21 protein-coding genes and 1 pseudogene are annotated in these 18,396 nt (G+C 50.0%); all 22 read left to right on the plus strand.

Features of this window, described 5'->3' with window-relative positions; all coding sequences use genetic code 11:
- The first annotated feature begins 643 nt into the window (after positions 1-643).
- The 22 genes and pseudogenes from EL309_RS03455 to EL309_RS03560 all read left to right on the plus strand — a co-directional run bounded on the left by EL309_RS03455 (position 644) and on the right by EL309_RS03560 (position 18,367).
- Positions 644-1,105: a type IV secretion system protein gene (locus tag EL309_RS03455; protein WP_004282734.1), complete on the plus strand. Its 462-nt coding sequence runs from the start codon at positions 644-646 to the stop codon at positions 1,103-1,105.
- Positions 1,106-1,119: 14 nt separating this feature from the next.
- Positions 1,120-1,626, plus strand: coding sequence for a hypothetical protein (locus EL309_RS03460; RefSeq protein ID WP_004282733.1), 507 nt, complete (start codon positions 1,120-1,122; stop codon positions 1,624-1,626).
- A gap of 2 nt (positions 1,627-1,628) precedes the next feature.
- A complete protein-coding gene (locus EL309_RS03465) occupies positions 1,629-1,997 on the plus strand; it encodes a hypothetical protein (protein WP_004282732.1) in 369 nt (122 codons plus the stop codon).
- Positions 1,998-2,066: 69 nt separating this feature from the next.
- Positions 2,067-2,276, plus strand: a complete 210-nt coding sequence (locus EL309_RS10835; RefSeq protein WP_036494600.1) for a single-stranded DNA-binding protein — start codon at positions 2,067-2,069, stop codon at positions 2,274-2,276.
- Positions 2,180-2,461, plus strand: coding sequence for a single-stranded DNA-binding protein (locus EL309_RS10770; RefSeq protein ID WP_234395541.1), 282 nt, complete (start codon positions 2,180-2,182; stop codon positions 2,459-2,461). The genes EL309_RS10835 and EL309_RS10770 overlap by 97 nt, the downstream gene beginning before the upstream one ends.
- 181 nt (positions 2,462-2,642) lie before the next feature.
- Complete coding sequence (locus EL309_RS10840) at positions 2,643-2,924, plus strand: toxin C-terminal domain-containing protein (RefSeq protein ID WP_081463179.1); 282 nt, start codon at positions 2,643-2,645, stop codon at positions 2,922-2,924.
- A 2-nt stretch (positions 2,925-2,926) separates the two neighbouring features.
- The gene (locus EL309_RS03485; RefSeq protein ID WP_004282728.1) at positions 2,927-3,115 is read left to right on the plus strand and encodes a hypothetical protein; all 189 of its coding nucleotides are present in this window, start codon (positions 2,927-2,929) and stop codon (positions 3,113-3,115) included.
- Positions 3,116-3,384: 269 nt separating this feature from the next.
- Positions 3,385-5,418 (plus strand): type IV secretory system conjugative DNA transfer family protein, encoded by a 2,034-nt coding sequence (locus EL309_RS03495; protein ID WP_004282727.1) that lies wholly within the window; start codon positions 3,385-3,387, stop codon positions 5,416-5,418.
- A 66-nt stretch (positions 5,419-5,484) separates the two neighbouring features.
- Positions 5,485-8,493, plus strand: coding sequence for an LPD7 domain-containing protein (locus tag EL309_RS03500; RefSeq protein WP_004282726.1), 3,009 nt, complete (start codon positions 5,485-5,487; stop codon positions 8,491-8,493).
- Positions 8,494-8,508: 15 nt separating this feature from the next.
- Positions 8,509-8,724 (plus strand): hypothetical protein, encoded by a 216-nt coding sequence (locus tag EL309_RS03505; protein WP_004282725.1) that lies wholly within the window; start codon positions 8,509-8,511, stop codon positions 8,722-8,724.
- 60 nt (positions 8,725-8,784) lie between these two features.
- Complete coding sequence (locus EL309_RS03510; protein WP_004282724.1) at positions 8,785-10,062, plus strand: ArdC family protein; 1,278 nt, start codon at positions 8,785-8,787, stop codon at positions 10,060-10,062.
- A 68-nt stretch (positions 10,063-10,130) separates the two neighbouring features.
- Positions 10,131-10,676 (plus strand): plasmid mobilization relaxosome protein MobC, encoded by a 546-nt coding sequence (mobC, locus tag EL309_RS03515; RefSeq protein ID WP_050793661.1) that lies wholly within the window; start codon positions 10,131-10,133, stop codon positions 10,674-10,676.
- A gap of 21 nt (positions 10,677-10,697) precedes the next feature.
- On the plus strand, positions 10,698-11,756 hold the full coding sequence (locus EL309_RS03520; RefSeq protein WP_004282722.1) for a relaxase/mobilization nuclease domain-containing protein: 1,059 nt from the start codon (positions 10,698-10,700) through the stop codon (positions 11,754-11,756).
- 359 nt (positions 11,757-12,115) lie between these two features.
- Positions 12,116-12,412 carry a DUF6968 family protein gene (locus EL309_RS03525; protein WP_036494604.1) on the plus strand — a complete coding sequence of 99 codons (297 nt, stop codon included), beginning with the start codon at positions 12,116-12,118 and terminating at the stop codon, positions 12,410-12,412.
- Positions 12,413-12,484: 72 nt separating this feature from the next.
- A pseudogene (locus EL309_RS03530) lies at positions 12,485-13,475 on the plus strand (DNA-methyltransferase).
- A gap of 16 nt (positions 13,476-13,491) precedes the next feature.
- On the plus strand, positions 13,492-14,235 hold the full coding sequence (locus tag EL309_RS03535; protein ID WP_004282719.1) for a phage Gp37/Gp68 family protein: 744 nt from the start codon (positions 13,492-13,494) through the stop codon (positions 14,233-14,235).
- Positions 14,236-14,237: 2 nt separating this feature from the next.
- Positions 14,238-15,227, plus strand: coding sequence for a DNA cytosine methyltransferase (locus EL309_RS10720; RefSeq protein ID WP_004282718.1), 990 nt, complete (start codon positions 14,238-14,240; stop codon positions 15,225-15,227).
- Entirely contained in the window at positions 15,163-16,029 is an 867-nt protein-coding gene (locus EL309_RS10775; RefSeq protein WP_232014430.1) for a DNA cytosine methyltransferase, read from the plus strand. Before EL309_RS10720 ends, EL309_RS10775 begins: the two co-directional genes overlap by 65 nt.
- A 490-nt stretch (positions 16,030-16,519) precedes the next feature.
- On the plus strand, positions 16,520-16,825 hold the full coding sequence (locus EL309_RS03545; protein WP_004282715.1) for a hypothetical protein: 306 nt from the start codon (positions 16,520-16,522) through the stop codon (positions 16,823-16,825).
- 17 nt (positions 16,826-16,842) lie between these two features.
- The gene (locus tag EL309_RS03550) at positions 16,843-17,064 is read left to right on the plus strand and encodes a DUF7336 domain-containing protein (protein ID WP_036494612.1); all 222 of its coding nucleotides are present in this window, start codon (positions 16,843-16,845) and stop codon (positions 17,062-17,064) included.
- A gap of 169 nt (positions 17,065-17,233) precedes the next feature.
- A complete protein-coding gene (locus tag EL309_RS03555) occupies positions 17,234-17,473 on the plus strand; it encodes a hypothetical protein (protein ID WP_232014431.1) in 240 nt (79 codons plus the stop codon).
- Positions 17,474-18,367 (plus strand): zeta toxin family protein, encoded by an 894-nt coding sequence (locus tag EL309_RS03560; protein WP_004282711.1) that lies wholly within the window; start codon positions 17,474-17,476, stop codon positions 18,365-18,367.
- Positions 18,368-18,396: the final 29 nt, after the last annotated feature.

Raw genomic sequence — 18,396 nt, forward strand, 5'->3', positions numbered from 1 at the left:
GGTGGGAAAATTTTGATCAGGCTCAATTCCGGCCGGGCATGTTCAGTTGGCTGTTTTGTACTTATACTGTTTATCTTAATGACCGTTACGGCCGAACCGTAGTGATAAAGAACCTGTTTAACGGCAGGGAGTGGAGTGGACGGGTAAATGATGCAGTATTCGGTCGGTTAAAAGAATAGGAGATTATCATGCGTTATATTGTCACATTACTACTTGCTATGGCTTGCGCTATGGTAGTAAGGTTTTTCCCCGATTGGTATTTCTCGGCATGATTTTTGCACCAATTGCGCCGCCCTCCTCTGACTATGACGATCGTCCTGCACCCATTTACCGAAACGGACGTCGAATAAACTGATTTTTTGATTATCACTTCGATGCCTGCCTGATTTTATCCGGCAGGCATTTCTTATTTAGAAAGGCAGTCTGATGAAAAAAAACATTACTCGTCTTAGCCACTGTTTCATTTGTTTTCGGGTGTTCCACGAAAGCACCTAAACCTTCCGGCACCCCTTTTCCGATTAATAAAACTTTAGAGGTCAAAAATGCTAGGTAAATTCTTCTCAAAAAAACCGAAAACTGCTGCGGAACGCAAAGAAGCGGCAGAAAAAAACGGGAGCAAAGTGTTAATAAACAAACAGATCAAATGATGCAGATGTCTGCTGATTTTGAAAAATCAAAGGTTGAATCTGCGCTGTCCCAAGCCAAAAGCTGGAAAAAAGGCTTTTTTGGAAGTTTGGCTGTAAGCGCTTTGGCCGTTGGTGCCGTTATGGGACTTACTCCGTTGAAAGAGGCAGTTTCGTTTGTACAGCGGGTAAACGATACAACAGGTGCGGTGGATATCATCACCACGGTTAAAAATAAAGAAATGCACTATGACGAAGTGATCAATAAATATTGGCTGTCACAATATGTGCGTTATCGTGAAAGTTATGATTGGGATTTGATTCAGGCAACTTATGATGCCACGACGCTGATGAGTTCACCGGCAGTTAAATCTGAGTTTACGGCTTTCTATAATCAACCAACCGGAAAGCGGAATTTGACAAGCATTTTGATTTTATTTCGGCATACGGAAAACCGACATTGGCAGATTTTTTCCGTGTGAACGGATTAAATCGAATGGGATTTTTCGATGAGGCTACGGAATACCTCAAGCAGATGTTTGATTCGGCAAACAATACAGATGATCCTGGCTATCTGAAACCTTTGGCTTACATGGGTATGATTTACGGACTTGTTGATGATGCCGGTTACGTTATCGAACGTTTGAAACGGATGGAATCGTTGGAGCCAAACTACCAAGATGACTTGGAAAGAATTTATCTGCTGTTGAAAGATACCGAAGTTTCTCAATCTGCAATGGTTCAGGCTATTTTAGCCGCCAAGAAACTTCTTGCAGAAAAAGGTTTGCAGATCCCAACCTACTCTTTTGGTTATTCAGTGGAATACGATATTTTTATTGAGTTAAAAATGCTCTGTTTTGAAACCGATGTAGAACGGCTCGCCGAAGCAGATGAATCCCTATCCCGCCTATTAGTGGATATGGAAGAATCTGTTGATAAAAATCTGATTAATTTTAATATTTCGTGCCGCCCTTATAATCCGAGTTATGGCATAGGCAGTTGATTATGATTGACCCAAAAGATTTTGTAGATAGTGCAAAAACTATGATAGGTGAAAATGAAATAGGCAACCGTAATGCAGTCAGTCGGATGTATTACGGTGTTTATCATACAGGTTTGCAGTTTGCTTTTAATTGTTTGGGATTTACATATACATCTGGTTACTCCATGCACAAACAGCTTATTGATTTTTTCAAGCAGCAAAACCGAAGAGACTTAAAGGTTATCGGTCGTCAGATGGAAAAACTGAGAAATGCTAGAAATGAAGCTGATTATACGCTTGAGACCTATGTTTCTCCTGAAGATGCCAAACTTGATTTAAGAATGGCGTTTCAGACTATTTCGCAAATCCAACAGTTACAAGAGCGTCCCTAATACTAATATCTTATGTTGCTAAAGGCCGTCTGAAAATTTCAGACGGCCTTTGGTTTGAAAGGATTAAAAATGCCATACATCAACAAAATCGAAGTAATGGGCAACTTGGCCAAAGACCCGGAGCTACGTTACATGCCCGATGGTACGCCGATGACTAAAATCACAGTGGCCGTTGCCGAAAAATGGACAGAAAAAAAACGAAGGAGCTTAAAGAGCATGTCGAATGGTTCCCTGTCTTGCTATACGGTCGGCACGCTGAGGTCGTGTGCCAGTATATGAAAAAAGGCGACTGCATTTTGGTGTACGGTAAGTTGCGGTCGCGAACATTTACCGACAACAGCGGTATCGAGCGCAACGTAACCGAAGTGGTGTGTAACGAAATGCAGATGATCCATACGACCAACCGCCATACACAATCCGGTAATGCCGCTTCACCGGAAGGCGGTATTTACAACATGATTTAAGGCCGTCTGAAAACAAGATATGAGCAGATATTCCCTATCTATCCGATTGCTTTTTCTCCCTGTGGAAACTAAAATGTTCGGACAACTTGATCAAAGGTTGGGAGAATACCATATGAAAACCAAGCAATTACTGCGTTCCATATTGGTTGCTTTCAGTTTGTCGGGTACTGTATTTTGACCGCTGACTTCTGTTTATGCTGCACCATATTTCCCCACAACGGCTGCCGCAACGCGGGCAGCAGAGAAACTCGGTTATAAAAAGACCGGGCAAATTTCTAATGGGCAGGCTGTGTATGAAGCAACGAAATCTGCAAAGGTTAAAGGATTGCCGTATATTACTCCTGATGTGGACAGCCACAAAGGTGGAGCTTGGAAAGCTGCCAAGACCGTTGCGGCTCTTGGCAGCAAGCAAACCAGGTTAGGCACTTACAACGAAGATTTATCAGTACGCGTAGGAGATTAAAAATGAGCGGAACAACAGAATGGGAAGACCGGCAGAAAAGTATTGCCCAAACTATTCAAGAGCTTCAAACCTTTGAAGACCAAGAACTTATCGTTGTGGTAACGGATGATGAAGGGCAAACGTTCAAAACAGTGAAACTGGTAAGTAAAGGTTTTGATGGCGATAAAGTGTATTGTGCTTTACACATTTAACCAATAAAGTAAGCATAGGCAGTCTGAAAACGGTTTTCAGACTGCCTTTCTGTTTTCGGACGCGCCTATATACCGACAACAGCGGTATCGAGCGCAACGTAACTGAAGTAATCGCCAACGAAATGCAAATAATCCATACTGCAAACCGTCATACTCATTCCGGTAATGATGTCTCGCAGGATGGCAGTATTTACAACATGATGTAAGCTGAGCTTGTTTTTTTTAGGCCGTCTGAAATTTTCAGACGGCCTTTGCTTTGGAGTTTGTCCATGAAGAAATATTTGGTAGCGGCTCTGTTGTTTGGCCTGTTGATGGTAGTAGCCGTCTGCGGAGGTTTGTATATCGGAGCCATGCTTTATACACAATGGCTGGGATTAAAAACCGAACCGTCGGTATCTCTGCTTATCAAATATTGGCAGCATATAGAACAGTTGCCTAAAGGCATGGTTTGGCGGCTGCACGTCTCCACCGTTGCCGCTGCCTTATTGCCGGTTTTCGTTGTGGTATTGTTTCTGACAGCGTTGTTTTCCCGTCCGAAAAAAGAACTACACGGCTCGGCTCGCTTTGCGAACCTTCGGGAAATAAAGAAGACCGGGCTGTTTAAAAACGATTTTAAAGATTCAGATCCACCCGATTTGCTGATAGGCAAATATAAAGACGAATACTTGCGTTGGGCAAACGATGGTTTCGTCTATCTAGCCGCGCGAACCCGGAGCGGTAAGGGTGTCGGCTTTGTGATTCCAAACTGTCTGCACTATCGGCACAGCATGGCCGTTAATGATCCTAAAAAAGAAAACTTCCTGATCACGGCGGGCTTCCGCGCCCGCTGCGGTCACAAGGTGTTTTTCTTCAATCCTTCGGGCACCATGCCGTACCACGACCGCGATCCAAATGCTCCCCTTATAAGTCATCGGTGGAACCCGTTGACTTATGTGCGCCGAAACCCGATCAATACCTACAAGGATGCGCTCGCGGTAGCAGCGGTATTTTACCCGTTACCGACGGAAGACCGCGGTAGCGCCAAGTTTTTCCAGCAGGAGGCGCAGAAGTTGTTTACCGGGCTGTTACTTTATTTGATCGAGACTGAAAAGGAGCGTGATTTAAGCCAGCCGGAAAACAAAACCACGATGGCCAACCTGTTTCGGCTTACTGCCCCTACTGACGGCAAGACCCTGCAAGAGTGGATACAGGCAGAGTTTGAATTGCGGGCAGCGCAGCCGGAGACAACACAACTCAGCAGTAACTGCCGAACACTGTTGATGGGCTTCGCTAATGGTAACGCAAAGACCGGCGGTGATGTTTTGTCCACCATGACCGCGCCGCTGGCGATTTTTCTTGACCCTGCGGTTGAAGCGGCCACCGGCGGCGATGATTTTTACCTGGATAATGTGCGCCGTGAACTTACCACGATTTATTTAGGCATTTCGCCGGAAGAAATCAAAGTGTACGGCACGCTGCTGAATCTGTTTTTCAGCCAGTTGTGTGATGTCAACGTGCGACAAGGGCTGCCAAAGGACAATAAGGCGCTTAAATACCAGTGCCTTTTGATGTTGGATGAATTTACGGCACTCGGCCGCATTCCGGCTATCGAAGAGGGTGTCGGCTACTTGGCCGGTTACGGTATCCGCCCAACCATCGTATTTCAGACACCCGGACAAGTTGAGAAGGTTTACGGCAGAACCGGCCGTCAAACGTTTTTCAGTAACTTCACTTGCCGCTTGGTGTTTGCCCCGCGTGAACAGGATGAGGCTGAAGAACTCAGCAAGCTGATCGGTTACTATACCTACAAAGCCAAGTCGTCCTCGCGTTCACGAGGCAAAAACAGCAGTAGCAGCAGTAACAGTGTGAGCGATCAAAAACGCGCGGTCATGAATCCCGACGAGCTCAAAATCATGCCCGATAGTGATGTGATTATCAACATGACCGGTATCCGGCCTATCTATGCCGACAAAATCATCTACCACGAAGACCCGATTTTGCGTGAACGTGCCAATTTACCGGTTCCCCATGTGCCTGAATTGCAACTCACCCTTACCCGGAAGCAACCGCCGAAAGTGATAACACCGGATTATGTTTCGCCTGAAGATATGGCGAGCTTCAAGTGGGAGGAAGCAGCCAACAACGAAGAGATTGCCCGTGCGCTGATTACGGCACTGATTCCGCCGGACAGCAAGCCGGAGTTTGTGGCCGAAGTGGTGCCGGTGATCATCCAAAATTGGGGCGCAGGCAGAATGTCCATCGTGTCGGAAATCCTGAAAAACACTTCGACAGGCAGCAATAATCAACAGCCGGAAGCGGCTTAATAATTAAAGGTAATACACAGGCCGTCTGAAAATTTCAGACGGCCGTTTTAATTTTGGAGAACAGTTATGAGCAACTACGATGACATCCGTAATGCACTAACTTATATCGATGCCCATGACCGCGACACATGGATACAGATTGGCTCAGCCCTGAAAGACGAGCTGGGCGAAGAAGGTTTTAACCTGTGGGACAGCTGGTCTCAAGGAGCGGATAACTATAATGCCCGTGATGCTAAAACAGCTTGGAAATCATTCAAACCCGGGCTGGTGCACATTGGCTCTCTGTTTTATCACGCCCGTGCCAACGGCTACCGTTCCGACAAACCCTATACGCCGCCGTCGCCCGAAGAACAGGCGCGGATTCAGGCAGAGCGGGAAGCGGTGCGTTTGGCTGAAGAACAAGCCCGCGCCGAACGCCGCGAACAGGTCAAACAGCTAGCCCAACGTATTTGGGCGCAGGCATCGCCTGCCGAAGCCCGCCATCCTTACTTGGCGGCCAAAGGCATTACCGGTGCTGCCGCTATCGCCGGGCTGCGCCAAAACCTGTATCAGGGCGACAATAATCTGTTGGTACCGGTGTATTTCAACCGCGAGATTGTCAACGTCCAGTCCATCAATCAGGACGGCAGCAAGCGGTTTTTGGCCGACGGCCAAGTACAAGGCGGTTTTGCGGTAGTGGGCGACGCCGCCAACACCCAAAACGGTATCGTAATCGCCGAAGGTTTTGCGACGGCCGCAAGTATCCACCAAGCCACGGGTAAAACCGTTATCGTGGCGTTCCATGCCGGAAATATGGTAACGGTATCGGAACGTTTATCCAAAAGTTTGCCTGAAAACGTACCTGTTACGCTTGCAGTAGATAACGATGCCAGTCAGACAGGTATGAAAAAGGCTTTACAGGCAGCGGCATACTTCGGCGGTCGGGCACAGGTTGTCGAACCGGAATTTACCATGACCCAAATCAGACAATACCAGCAGGAAAACGGCATGGACGAACAAGGCCGCCCCAAGCTGCCGAGCGATTTTAACGACTTGCACCATTTGGCCGGTATCGAAGCCGTTCGCGAAAAAATGGAAGCGGCTTTCAGACGGCCTGAAGCGGAACTCGCTGTCGCGCCGGAAGTCGGGCAACCGCGCCCCGCCGCCGCATCCGCCATGACAGATGAAGAGTGGGCAGCCGTAGTTGCCGAAGAAGCCCGCTTGTCGGGCTATTCCGCTCCACCGCCCGCCGAACCGCCACACCAAGCCGCCCAAACTGAGGCGGCTTCTGTTTTACAGGAGCAGGAGATGAACAGTAACGAACATGATGCAGTTGGGACGGAAGCCGCAGCGGAAAAGCCGTCTGAAAACGCCGCCCTGTCGGAAAACATCATCGAATACGCCGCGCTGCGCCGGGGAAAAGAACCCGAACCCTATCAGGGTGTGGATCCCGATCACGTTTTCGGCAGAGGCCGTACCGCCGACGGGGTATCCGGCCATTCGTATTATGAAGGCGATTTCAAGCATTATGAAATGTATGATCCGCGCACCGATACCCAGTATTTGCAGGATACACCGGAAAAAATCCAAGCCGATTTGGATAAAGCGGGCGATATAGGCGAGTATGAAGGCGTAACCCACGACGGTGAATTGATTACATTCCGTAAAACAGAAGCGGGCTGGGAATCGCCCCTTCCGGGTAACGCCCCGGAGAAAAACGAAGGGATACCCGAACATGATGCCGCATCAGTCAAAAAGCCCGTAACCGATTTGAATTACCGTATCCCGCCGGAAAGCATTGAGAGCCGTTACGTTGTTGCCGGTGGCAAATATTTGTCGGCGGCCAACCACACTACCGTGATGTTCACGGATGCGGGTAAAAAAATCAGTACCGCCAAGACTGATATGCAAACCATCAACGATATGCTGGAAGTGGCCAAAGAGAAAGGCTGGGACAGCATCAAAATCAGCGGCAGCCAAGAGTTTAAGGCCATGATGTATGTGGCGGCTGAAAGCCGGGGTATCCGCACCACCGGATACCGCCCCAAACCCGAAGACTTGGCCTTGTTGGAGCGGATGCGGCAGGAGCGTTCGTTGAATGCCATCGAACCGCAGCCCGAACGCGCACCGGCAATAGAGCCGGTAAAGGAAAAGGTTGCGCCCGCCCCATATCCCGGCGATAAACGGCAAAAGCCGTCTGAAACCCAAGCGGGTGCAGCGACCAAAACCGCAGCGGCCGCAGAAGTGGGCGAACGGATTGTGGATGTCGGCATGGCACATTACCGCCACAACCCTAAAGAGCAACTCAGTCCGTATATCGTGCTGGAAAGGGAGGGCAAGGAGCGCACTGTATGGGGCGTGGATATTCCCGATGCAATGGCACGCAGCGGAGCCGAAGTCGGCGACCGCATCCACTTGCACAAGTTGGGTAAACAACCGGTTGAGATTGAAGTAGCTGTCCGTGATGAAAACGGCCAAGTTACCGGTACCGAGAAAAAAGAAGTCGAGCGCAACCTGTTTCGCATGGAAATCGTGCAAGACAACCGGCAGCAGCAGGAGAAAGAAACGCCGGCTAAAGGCGAGCAAAAGGTGTCCACCAAGCCCGACGTGGAGATGCTGTCGAAGGCAGATAAGATGATGGCACAGAACGAGTTGCCGTCTGACGCTACGATCAACTCTTCCCATGCCGCCGACACGCAACCGGGTGTGCCCTTGCAAGCCGTCGGACAATCCGAAATCCGCTCCGAAGTGGTCGTACAGGCCAACCGTATGAAAACGGCTGCTTTGGAAACGAACTATCTGTCGGCCAAAGCGGTTTACGCGGATAAGGCAGCCAAGTTGTCTAAAGCGAACAAGCAGCACCTGCAATGGCACGAGCGAAATGTTCTAGACACCATCCGCGGTCTGAAAGGTGATGCCCGCACGTTGGCATTGACCAACTATTATGAGCATACGGCCAAACAGATGAGCGGAAGCAAGCTGAAACTGCCCAAGCCGATAAAGCCCGCCCATCAGCAAACGCCTACCCAGCAAACAACCGAACGAAATCAACGGCATGAACGTTCGCAAGGCAAAGAAATGGAAGTGGAACGTTAACGAAAAGGAGAGTGTATGTCGGAAAATGATCTGTTGCTTGAATTGCAGCAAAAGGAGCCGCTGGAGAATTTCTTCACGCCGGAAGAGGCTGAAGTGTTTTTTAGTTTAAGCCCCGATGAGCAGCAACGCTATTTAGATGCTTGCACTTCAGAAGAAAGCATACAGGCTTATTTGGACAATCCCGACGAGCCGCAGTCAGCAAAACAACTGCTTTCAGACGGCCAGCGGTAAAACCGGTTGAAACATACCCCCGTACTTAAACAGTGCGGGGTATTTTGTTTGGAGGAAGAAATGAGCAAAGAGCAACAGAATACGCAAAATGCACAAGAGCAATACGCCGAAGCCATTGCCGCAGAACTTATCGCGCATTTGAAAAGCGGAACGGCTCCGTGGCAAAAGCCGTGGGAGCCTACCATGAGCGGTCTGCCGTATAACCATCTCACCGGCAAAACCTATTCGGGCAGTAATACGCTGAAATTGATGATGCAGCCGTATAATGACCCGCGCTGGCTGACTTACAAACAGGCGCAGTCGGTCGGCGCACAAGTCCGCAAAGGCGAAAAAGGCGTACCGCTGATACGGTTGATTACCCATGTCGAGCGAACGGTTAAGGACGAAAACGGCAAGCCGGCCTTGGACGACCAGGGCGAGCCGCAGAAGGAGTTTGTCAAACTCGACTTTCCCTATATCAAAACGTTCAGCGTTTTCAATGCGGAGCAAATAGACGGTCTGCCCGAATGGAAACCCATACACTCCCCGCAGCATGAATGGGAAAACCACCAACGTGCTGAAGCTCTTCTCGCCGCCTCGGGCGCGGAAATCAAACACCGTTATGGAGATGCCGCCTATTACTGGCCGTCTGAAGATCATATCGTGCTGCCGCACAAAGAGCAGTTTCCGAATGCCGGTCTGTATTACGCCACCGCTTTGCACGAACTAGGGCATTGGACGGGGCATGAAAGCCGGTTAAACCGCGAGCTTTCCGGCGGTTACGGCACTCTGTCTTATGCCCGGGAAGAGTTACGAGCCGAAATCGCATCCATGATGTTGACGCGGCAGCTTGGATTGCCGCATGACCCGAGCCGCCATGCGGCCTACGTCGGCACATGGATACAGATTTTGACCGACGAACCTACCGAAATCCTTAAAGCCGCCCGTGATGCCGACAAAATTCAGGGCTATGTGATGGGACTTGAAAAAGAGATCAGTCAGGAACCGAAGAAGGCTCCGGCCGCACCGCCGGAGCCGGTCGAAAAAACTACCAACAACACAGCCAGGCCGTCTGAAACCGTTCAGACGGCCTTTTCCAATGATGGGGCGGAGCCAAGCCGTCACGGCAGTCTGAATATGTTGAAACACCAATACCTGATGCAGACGGCCACGTTGTCAACGGCAGACAAACAGCACCGCACCGTTTTGGAACATGCGTTGGAAAAAACCATATCCGGCCTGCCTGCCGATGTGCAGTTGCAGGCAAGGATTAATTTTTACCGTTCGCAAACGCAGGCAGCCGCAAACAAATATGAGGTTACGGCGGAGCGGCAAGCCGAAACCGGCTTAGATCGGTGATTCTGAATAGCGTTTGTAGATTAGCCTGCATCTATACGCGATGCAGGCTTTTTCGGGATGTATGATTTATGAATGAAACAGCTAACCAAGCGAAATCAATACCTGTCAGGGTGTTTGGTCTAAAAGAACACGAATTACAATCTCTTCGCGAAGTGGCCTTTAAACGTTTCGGGAAAGCCAGTGTATCTTTATTGGCCAAAAAACTGTTGCAGGCGGAGTTGGAAGCCGCCGCCGAACCCGATCCGGTACAACTGCCGCCGCCCAAATGTAAAAAGCGCATCACCCTGCGCCTACCGGATAAAGACCGCGCCTATCTTGAGGTGGCAGCGGATACACGTCGCGGCTCCATCAATGATGTCGTCAGAGATATTATCCAATCCCATATCTCGCATCATCCGATTTTATCGGCATTTGAAGCCGATGTGCTGTCGCAGTCTAACTACCAGTTGGTCATGATAGGCAGAAACCTCAACCAAATCGCCCGCCGCCTGAATGCGGGCGAAAACGTATCTTTGAGCAGCCAACAGATTGCTGAACTTAAAAAGTTCATTGATGCCCACGTCGTCAGGGTAAACCATGTGCTGCAAACCAACCGCCGCCGCAAGCGCGAGTAAGCCATTAAGGAGCGTAGATCGATGCACCGTAAAATAGACGATTGGTTTTTAGGCTATAAAACTCGTGCCGTCAAAGCCAAAAAAGACGGCGGGCTGTATTTCGGCAGTAGCCGCCGCAGCAACGCCAAGCCGTTGAAGCCCGGCAGCGGTTTGGCCAACTTGCGCGCCGCCGCACTTAAACATCCCGAAGTGATGGTTAAAATCCCCAAGCGGCTCAGTAACAACTCCAAAGGTATGAAAGGTGTCCGCAACCATTTGGATTATGTTTCGAGAAACGGCGAAGTGCCGCTGGAAACGCAATCCGGCGAAAAGCTGATCGGCAAACGCGCGGTCATGGATTTTGCAGACGACTGGCGCAAACTCGGTATCCCCGAGGAAAGCAAGCACAAAGAAGCCTTGAACATCGTTTTATCCATGCCCGAAGGCACACCGCCGGACGCGGTGTTGAATGCCGCCCGCAACTTCGCTGCCGAACAATTTGCCGGGCATCAATATGTGTTCGGCCTGCACCATGACAGCCACGATCCCGACGAGCCTAAACATCCCCACGTCCATTTGTGCGTATTGATGCGCGACGAGTTCGGGCAGCGGCTCAACCCGCGCAAAGCCGATCTGTTTGAATGGCGTGTCCGGTTTGCAGAAAAGTTGCGCGAAGAAGGCGTGATGTGCGCGGCCACCAAGCGCATACACCGGGGCAAAGTCCAAAAACCGGAAAACAGCCTGTTGCGGGCCATGCGCCAACGTGGTGCGTTGTCCAATGTTGCAAAGCAGCAGGCCGTTGAATTGATAGAAGCCTTGAAAAACAATGACCGCCCCAAGCATCCTTTTTTGCGGGAAACCATGCAGACGCGCGGTATTGTCCTGGAGCAATACGGCCTAATAGCCAAAGAGCTTTATAAGATGGGCAATAAAACCGAAGCCCGCATCATCAGCCAACTGGCAAAAGATGTGGCCGGGCAATCGTTTGATACCAAAGCGCAAAGCAGCTTTGACCGAATACATGGCAATCATAGGTTCGAAAAGTTAGAGCATCCATCGGCGGTGATGGAGAAAGGACACGAAGACGGTATTTCTCGTTGACTTATCGTTTCATTTTCTTAAGTAAAAACTTTTCTTTATTTATACTGTCTGTATTGTTCAATGAATTAAATTCATTGGAGATTGTTCATGCAAAGGATTAAATGATGAAGCTAAATTTATATACTCTAACGGTTTTGGTAGCGGCATTATATTCAACATCCGTATCTGCTCAATGGTCGAAGTATGAATCATGCAACCGCCAGCATAATGCCGATATAGCAGCGTGTAACAAGGTAAAAAATAGTACGAAAAGAGCAGTTTGTTGGTCATCTGCAAACGAACGCCTTGCATACTGTACCAAAAATAACGGGAAAATAGGTTTTCCGGCTTTATTGAATAAGTAATGGATAGGTCAAATCATGAGCGAGAAAATAACCAAAGATACTTGCATTGCACACAGAACACTGGCTGTTGCCGGTTCTCCCGAAACATTGGTAGATGTATTTATTGCCCAACCAGAGAAAGTGCATGAAGAAGAGTGGATTTGCCGGTATCGAATTGTTGGTGCAGGAGAAGACATGAATTTTCAAGTGCATGGAATAGATGCCGTTCAAGCTCTCAAACATGTTTTTGTGATGATAGACGCTTCCCTTGTCAGTACGGGTCTGTCTCTGACATGGCTTGGTGAAAAAGATTTAGGGTTCCTATCTGCTTAAACTAATTGGTAATCATGTATAAACCCGCCCACATTTAAGTGGGCGGGTTTTATTTCATTGGAACAAACCAGTATGGAATATAAAAAATCCAACAATACCTTGTTTACCGGCGACTGCCGCCTTGTGCTGCCCCAGCTGGCCCAACAAGGCGTAAAAGTTCAAACCTGCATTACCTCACCGCCGTATTACGGTTTGCGTGATTACGGTTGTGACGGACAAATCGGCTTGGAGCCGACCGTGAATGAGTATGTTGCCAACTTGGTGGAAGTATTCCGCAGGGTGCGTGAAGTATTGGCCGATGACGGAACCTTATGGCTCAACCTCGGCGACAGTTATGCAGGCAGCGGCAAAGGCCGTAATGCCGACGGCAGCCCGTTTAGCGGGTATCAAGATTCATTTCAGACGAACACCCAACTGGCAGGCCGTCTGAAAAGCACACCGCTGTCAGACGGCCTTAAAGCCAAAGACCTTATCGGCATTCCGTGGCGTGTCGCCCTTGCTTTGCAGGCAGACGGCTGGTATTTGCGCCAAGACATTATTTGGACAAACCAACCCGATGCCCGAATCCGTCACCGACCGCTGTGTCCGCTCACACGAATATCTCTTTTTGTTATCCAAAAACAGCCGTTACTACTTCGATCACGAAGCCATCCGGGAGCCTTCGGACAGTTACGAACGCCCCGGTGCAAACCGGCAAAATGATTTCTGTCGGACGAAAGGAAAATATACGGCGACGCCGAATCCCGGCCAACGTGCAACCCAACACCGCAGTAACCGTGAGCACACCCCTGCCCGGCCGCTGCGTAACAAACGCAGCGTATGGCCGGTATCCACCGTAGCCGCACGCCACGACCATTTGGCGGCTTTCCCGCCGAAGCTGATCGAGCCGTGTATTTTGGCCGGTTCCCGCCCGGGTGATTTGGTGCTGGATCCGTTTTCGGGCAGCGGCACGGTGGCGGAAACGGCCAACCGTTTAGGGCGAAAGTGGATAGGTATTGAATTGAATCCTGCTTTCGTCAATCTGCACGAACAGCGGACGGCACAGCAGGCAATCGGTTTTTAATATTTGGGGAATTTTTATGGCCAACAGCAATATCGAATGGACGGAACGTACATGGAATCCCATAACCGGCTGTACCAAAATATCGCCCGGATGCAAAAACTGCTATGCCGAATCAATGGCGAAGCGTTTGCAGTCCATGAACACGCCCGGTTATGAAAACGGTTTTGCCCTTACCCTGATGGAAGGCCGTCTGAAAGAACCCGCCGACAGAAAAAAGCCGGCGGTTTATTTTGTGAACTCCATGTCCGACACGTTTCACGAAAACGTACCGTTTGCTTACATCGACCGTATTTTTGAAACCGTCCGGCAGACACCACAGCACACTTATCAGGTGCTGACCAAGCGGGCGGAAAGAATGGCGGAATACTTCGCTACGCGAACCGTTCCTGAAAACGTATGGCTCGGCGTATCGGTAGAAGACCGGCGTTACGGCCTGCCCCGGATCGAATTGTTGAGAAACATTCCGGCAACCGTCCGCTTTATTTCCTGCGAACCGCTGCTGGAAGATTTGGGGCCTCTAAACCTTACAAACATCGAGTGGGTTGTCGTCGGCGGGGAATCCGGCTCCAAAGCAAGGCAGATGCAGCCCGCATGGGTGGATAACATCCGGCAACAATGCGAAGCTACCGGAGCCGCGTTTTTCTTCAAACAATGGGGCAGCTGGGGAGCAGACGGCATAAAGCGCAGTAAGCGTGCCAACGGTTGTTTGCTCAACGGAAGTGTCCGGCAGGAATTTCCCATGTCTTTGCACAGGAAGTAAAAATGACCAAACAATACACACTAGACTTGAGATACAAACAAATCGGCGACTTGTTCGCCGGGGGCGGTGGAGCAAGCTGCGCCATCGAGCAGGCCACCGGCCTCTATATTGATTTTGCGGTTAACCATGATGCACAAGCCATTTCCATGCACACCGCCAACCATCCGCAGACGATACATTATCAAACCGATGTGTATGAAGTCGATCCTTATGAAGCCTGCCGTGGCCGCCCTGTCGGTCTGCTGCATCTCAGCCCGGATTGTACCCATCACAGCCAAGCCGCAGGCGGCCAGCCGCGTGACAATGCAACCCGCTCATTGAGTTGGGCGGGTAAAAGATGGGCGGCACAAGTCCGGCCTGATGTTATTACGCTCGAGAACGTCGAGCAGATTACCCGGTGGGGCCGGTTGGTGGCCAAACGCGACAAAGCTACAGGGCGCGTGATTAAGTTGGATAAAACCGTGGCGGCTCCCGGCGAAAGAGTGCCGGTGCAACAGCAATACTTGGTGCCTGACCCTAAACACGCTGGAGAAAGATGGCGGAAATTCGTGCGGGAGCTGGAAAAACTGGGCTACGTCGTCGAGTGGCGGACGTTGGTTGCCGCCGATTACGGCGCACCCACTACCCGCAAGCGGCTGTTTATGGTTGCGCGGAGAGACGGTTTGCCGATAGTGTGGCCGGAAGCTACCCATTTTAAAAATCCCAAGCCCGGCCAGAAGAAATGGCGGGCCGCCGCCGAATGTATCGATTGGTCCGTGCCCGGCAAATCCATATTCGACCGCGAAAAGCCGCTGGCCGAAGCCACCATGCGCCGGATTGCCAAAGGCATCAAAAAGTTTGTCCTGGATAATCCCGAACCTTTTATCGTCAAATTTGGTGGAGAAAGTACGAGCGGCGGCAATCCCGAACGACCGGCTGGTCGTGCCCATGCTTTGGGTGGCGGTTTCCGCCTTAGCCCCCATCATCAGCCATTATCATGCTCCGAAGAATAACGAGTGCAGGGCATCCGATATGTCTGCGCCGTTGAAAACACAAACGACTGAAAACCGGCACGGTTTGGTTTCGGCGGTTTTGGTCAACGCTGCTCACGGAGAAGGAAGCGGCCGCACCAAACGGCGCGGTATCGGCAGCCGGGATATTACCGATGCCCTCGGCACAGTAACCGCTTCCGGCAGCGGCGGACACGCCATAGCCGCCGCATATCTGATGCAGGCAAACGGCGGCTTCAACACCGTACACGGCAAAGACGCAACCGAGCCGATGACGACGATTACCAACAGCGGCAGCCAGCAACAACTGGTATCAGCCTGCTTAATACGCCAGTTCGGAGCCAGCACCGGCAGCGACATTGCCGCACCTATGGGTACGGTGATGACCGACGGTGGCGGCGGTAAAACGTCGTTGGCCGTTTGCGAGCTGGGAGATGCTGAAGACCGCGCCCTGAAGGTTGCCGCATTCCTGATCAACTATTACGGAAACGGTGATGCCCGCAACTTATCGGCTCCGCTGGATACCATAACGACCAAAGAAAAATTGGCTTTGGTTACAGTTTATGTACAAGGCGTACCCCATTACATAGTGGATATTACGCTGCGTATGCTGTTGCCCAAGGAGCTTTATAAAGCTCAGGGTTTTCCTGACGATTACGTCTTTGACAGAGACCATACCGGCAAACCGCTTACCAAAACCGCCCAAGTGCGGATGTGTGGTAACTCGGTGTCGCCGCCGCCGATGGCCGCGCTGATACGCGCCAACTGGCGGCCCGAGCCGGCAGAAATGGCCTGTGCCGCCTAGGTCGGATACCTATAAATATGGAAAGGAATAAATATGATAGGTGAAACAGATAACGAATCAGAAAACAGGCGGAAACTGCCTGATTCTGCGCTGTGGCTGCTCATCGTCTTAAATGCTTTGTTAGTTCTGCTGTTCCTGATAATTGCCGCCTGCACCTTTTACGCCGTTATTTTTTCGGACAGGGCGGCTGATTCCCCCGCCTTCCAATCCGGATTGTTGGATAATTTGATGATTGCATTTTTCGTATTTGGGTTTTCCGTTTACCTTTGGCAGTCATCCCGCTGTTTTGGGTTGCCTATATCTGCTTGATAATCGCCAATTAAGTTAATATCATCTATCGCCCCGCCGCAGCGCAACTTCATGTGCTGCGGCGGGGCTTTTTTGTGTCTGCCACCACTGTTGCTCGTTCTATTTTTTGACAGTAAAGATAGAATTTTACGGATTGGGCTGATAATATAAAAAACCATCGTGTAAATTAGGTGATACTGTCATGAAAAAACTGATTTTATCGGCATTTGTGTCTTTGGGTTTGGTTAGCTTGTCCGCACCGAGCCATGCTTTCAATTGTTTGGAATATAAAACATTTGCCAGCCATCTGAGCGGGAAAGAAGCGGCAAAAGATGCTCCCAGCTGGGTGAGGCAGGCAGGATTAAAGCCGTGCAAAAACCCCAATGAAAGCGGTACCCAGTTTGCAAAACGTGTTTTGGATGCCAAATACGGCGCAGGGAAATGGAAAACCGGCCCGGCGACAGAGCATAATCAAATTAAAAAATACGGCGACAGAGCTTTTAACTAATTGAAAGGTATAGAAAAATGTTTACATTGGATACAGTTTATGTTCTCTACCATACGCGAATAGACGCTCTAGGTCATGAAAATGATAAGTGCTTGGGTGTGTTTTCAAGTCCGGAAGAGGTAGAGAAGGCTAAAGAATACGCATTAAAACAGAAAGGTTTTAAAGATTATCCCGACGGTTTTTCTGCCGTTGAGTATGAAATCAACAAACAAGAGTGGTTGGAAGGCTTCGGAGACTGATATTATTTGAAGCCGCCATGACAAATAAAAGCCCTGCCGCAGCACATGGGATGATGTGCTGCGGCAGGGCTTTTTTGCTTTTGGCAGATGCAAAGCGTATCGTTTTCAACAGATTAGGCGTATATGGTATAATCGGTACCGGTAAAACTTCTCAACAGGAGAACCGGTAATGTGCACCTTGATGCAAAAAGACGCACTGATCGAACGTGTGGCGTCGGTGCAGGCTTTGATTGCCCGCAAAACCCCGCGCACCGGAAAGCGTTCCGCAGACCAAGACAGAATCGTTTCGCTGCGCCGTTTCCTTTATGCTTCGTCTCCCGAAAGCATAGACTTTGAGGCTGTGGCGGATGAATGTAATGCCCTCCATCAAAAATATTCGGCGTTGCCAAAACCGGAGGCGGCCGCATAAATGATGCCCGCACGGGAAGCAGCTGCATTTGAAATGATTTGGGACGACCTGATTTCCGAAAACCAGGTTCGTCCCTCTTCTTTGCCTAAAGGATTCGTGCTGGGCGGGCAGCCCGGCGCAGGAAAATCCAACCTTGTTCGTAAAATCAATGCGGAGCTTGGCGGGAATCTGCTGGTGGTAAACGGTGACGAGTTCCGCCGCTACCATCCTGATTTTGACGATATTCAGGCTCAATATGGCAAGGATGCTCCCAAATATACGGCCGCTTTTTCAGGAATGATGACAGAAAGGGTTATAGCAAAGGCTCTTGCTGAAGGATATAACGTGAGTGTCGAGGGTACTTTTCGCACAGCCGACGTGCCGATGAAAACCTTAGATGATATGCGCCGCCACGGTTATGAAACGGCCGTCTATATCCAAACTACACCGACAGAAGTGAGCTGGCAAAGCACACTCGAGCGATACGAACAAATGGAATTGTTAGGCGAAATGCCCCGATACACCGACAAAGCGCATCATGATTTGGTGGTGGAATTGCTGCCGAAAAATGCGGATACCGTTTTTCTATCCGGCAAAGCCGATCATTTCAGGGTATATAACAGGGACGGCTTGGTTTTTGATGACCGTATCCATGTCGGGCAGATACCCGGCACAACTATCGATTATGAATTACACCGCAATGAGCGGGAACTCGGGAAAATTCGGGAGGGTTTCCAAAAGAACACCCATCTTTTATCCCCTGCCCAAAAGCAAGTGATACAGGCGGGCGAAGCCGTAATCAAAGGGCTTTCGCCTGCCGAACAGATGCAGGCACGGATTAATCTGTATGGGAGTTTGTTAGCCCAAATTAAAGAGCGGCATCCTTCATTGGACGGCTCCGAACCCGAACGTTGAAAGCTGCCGGAACCTTTTCACGCTGCTTT

Source organism: Neisseria weaveri (assembly GCF_900638685.1).
Taxonomy (GTDB): Bacteria; Pseudomonadota; Gammaproteobacteria; order Burkholderiales; family Neisseriaceae; genus Neisseria; species Neisseria weaveri.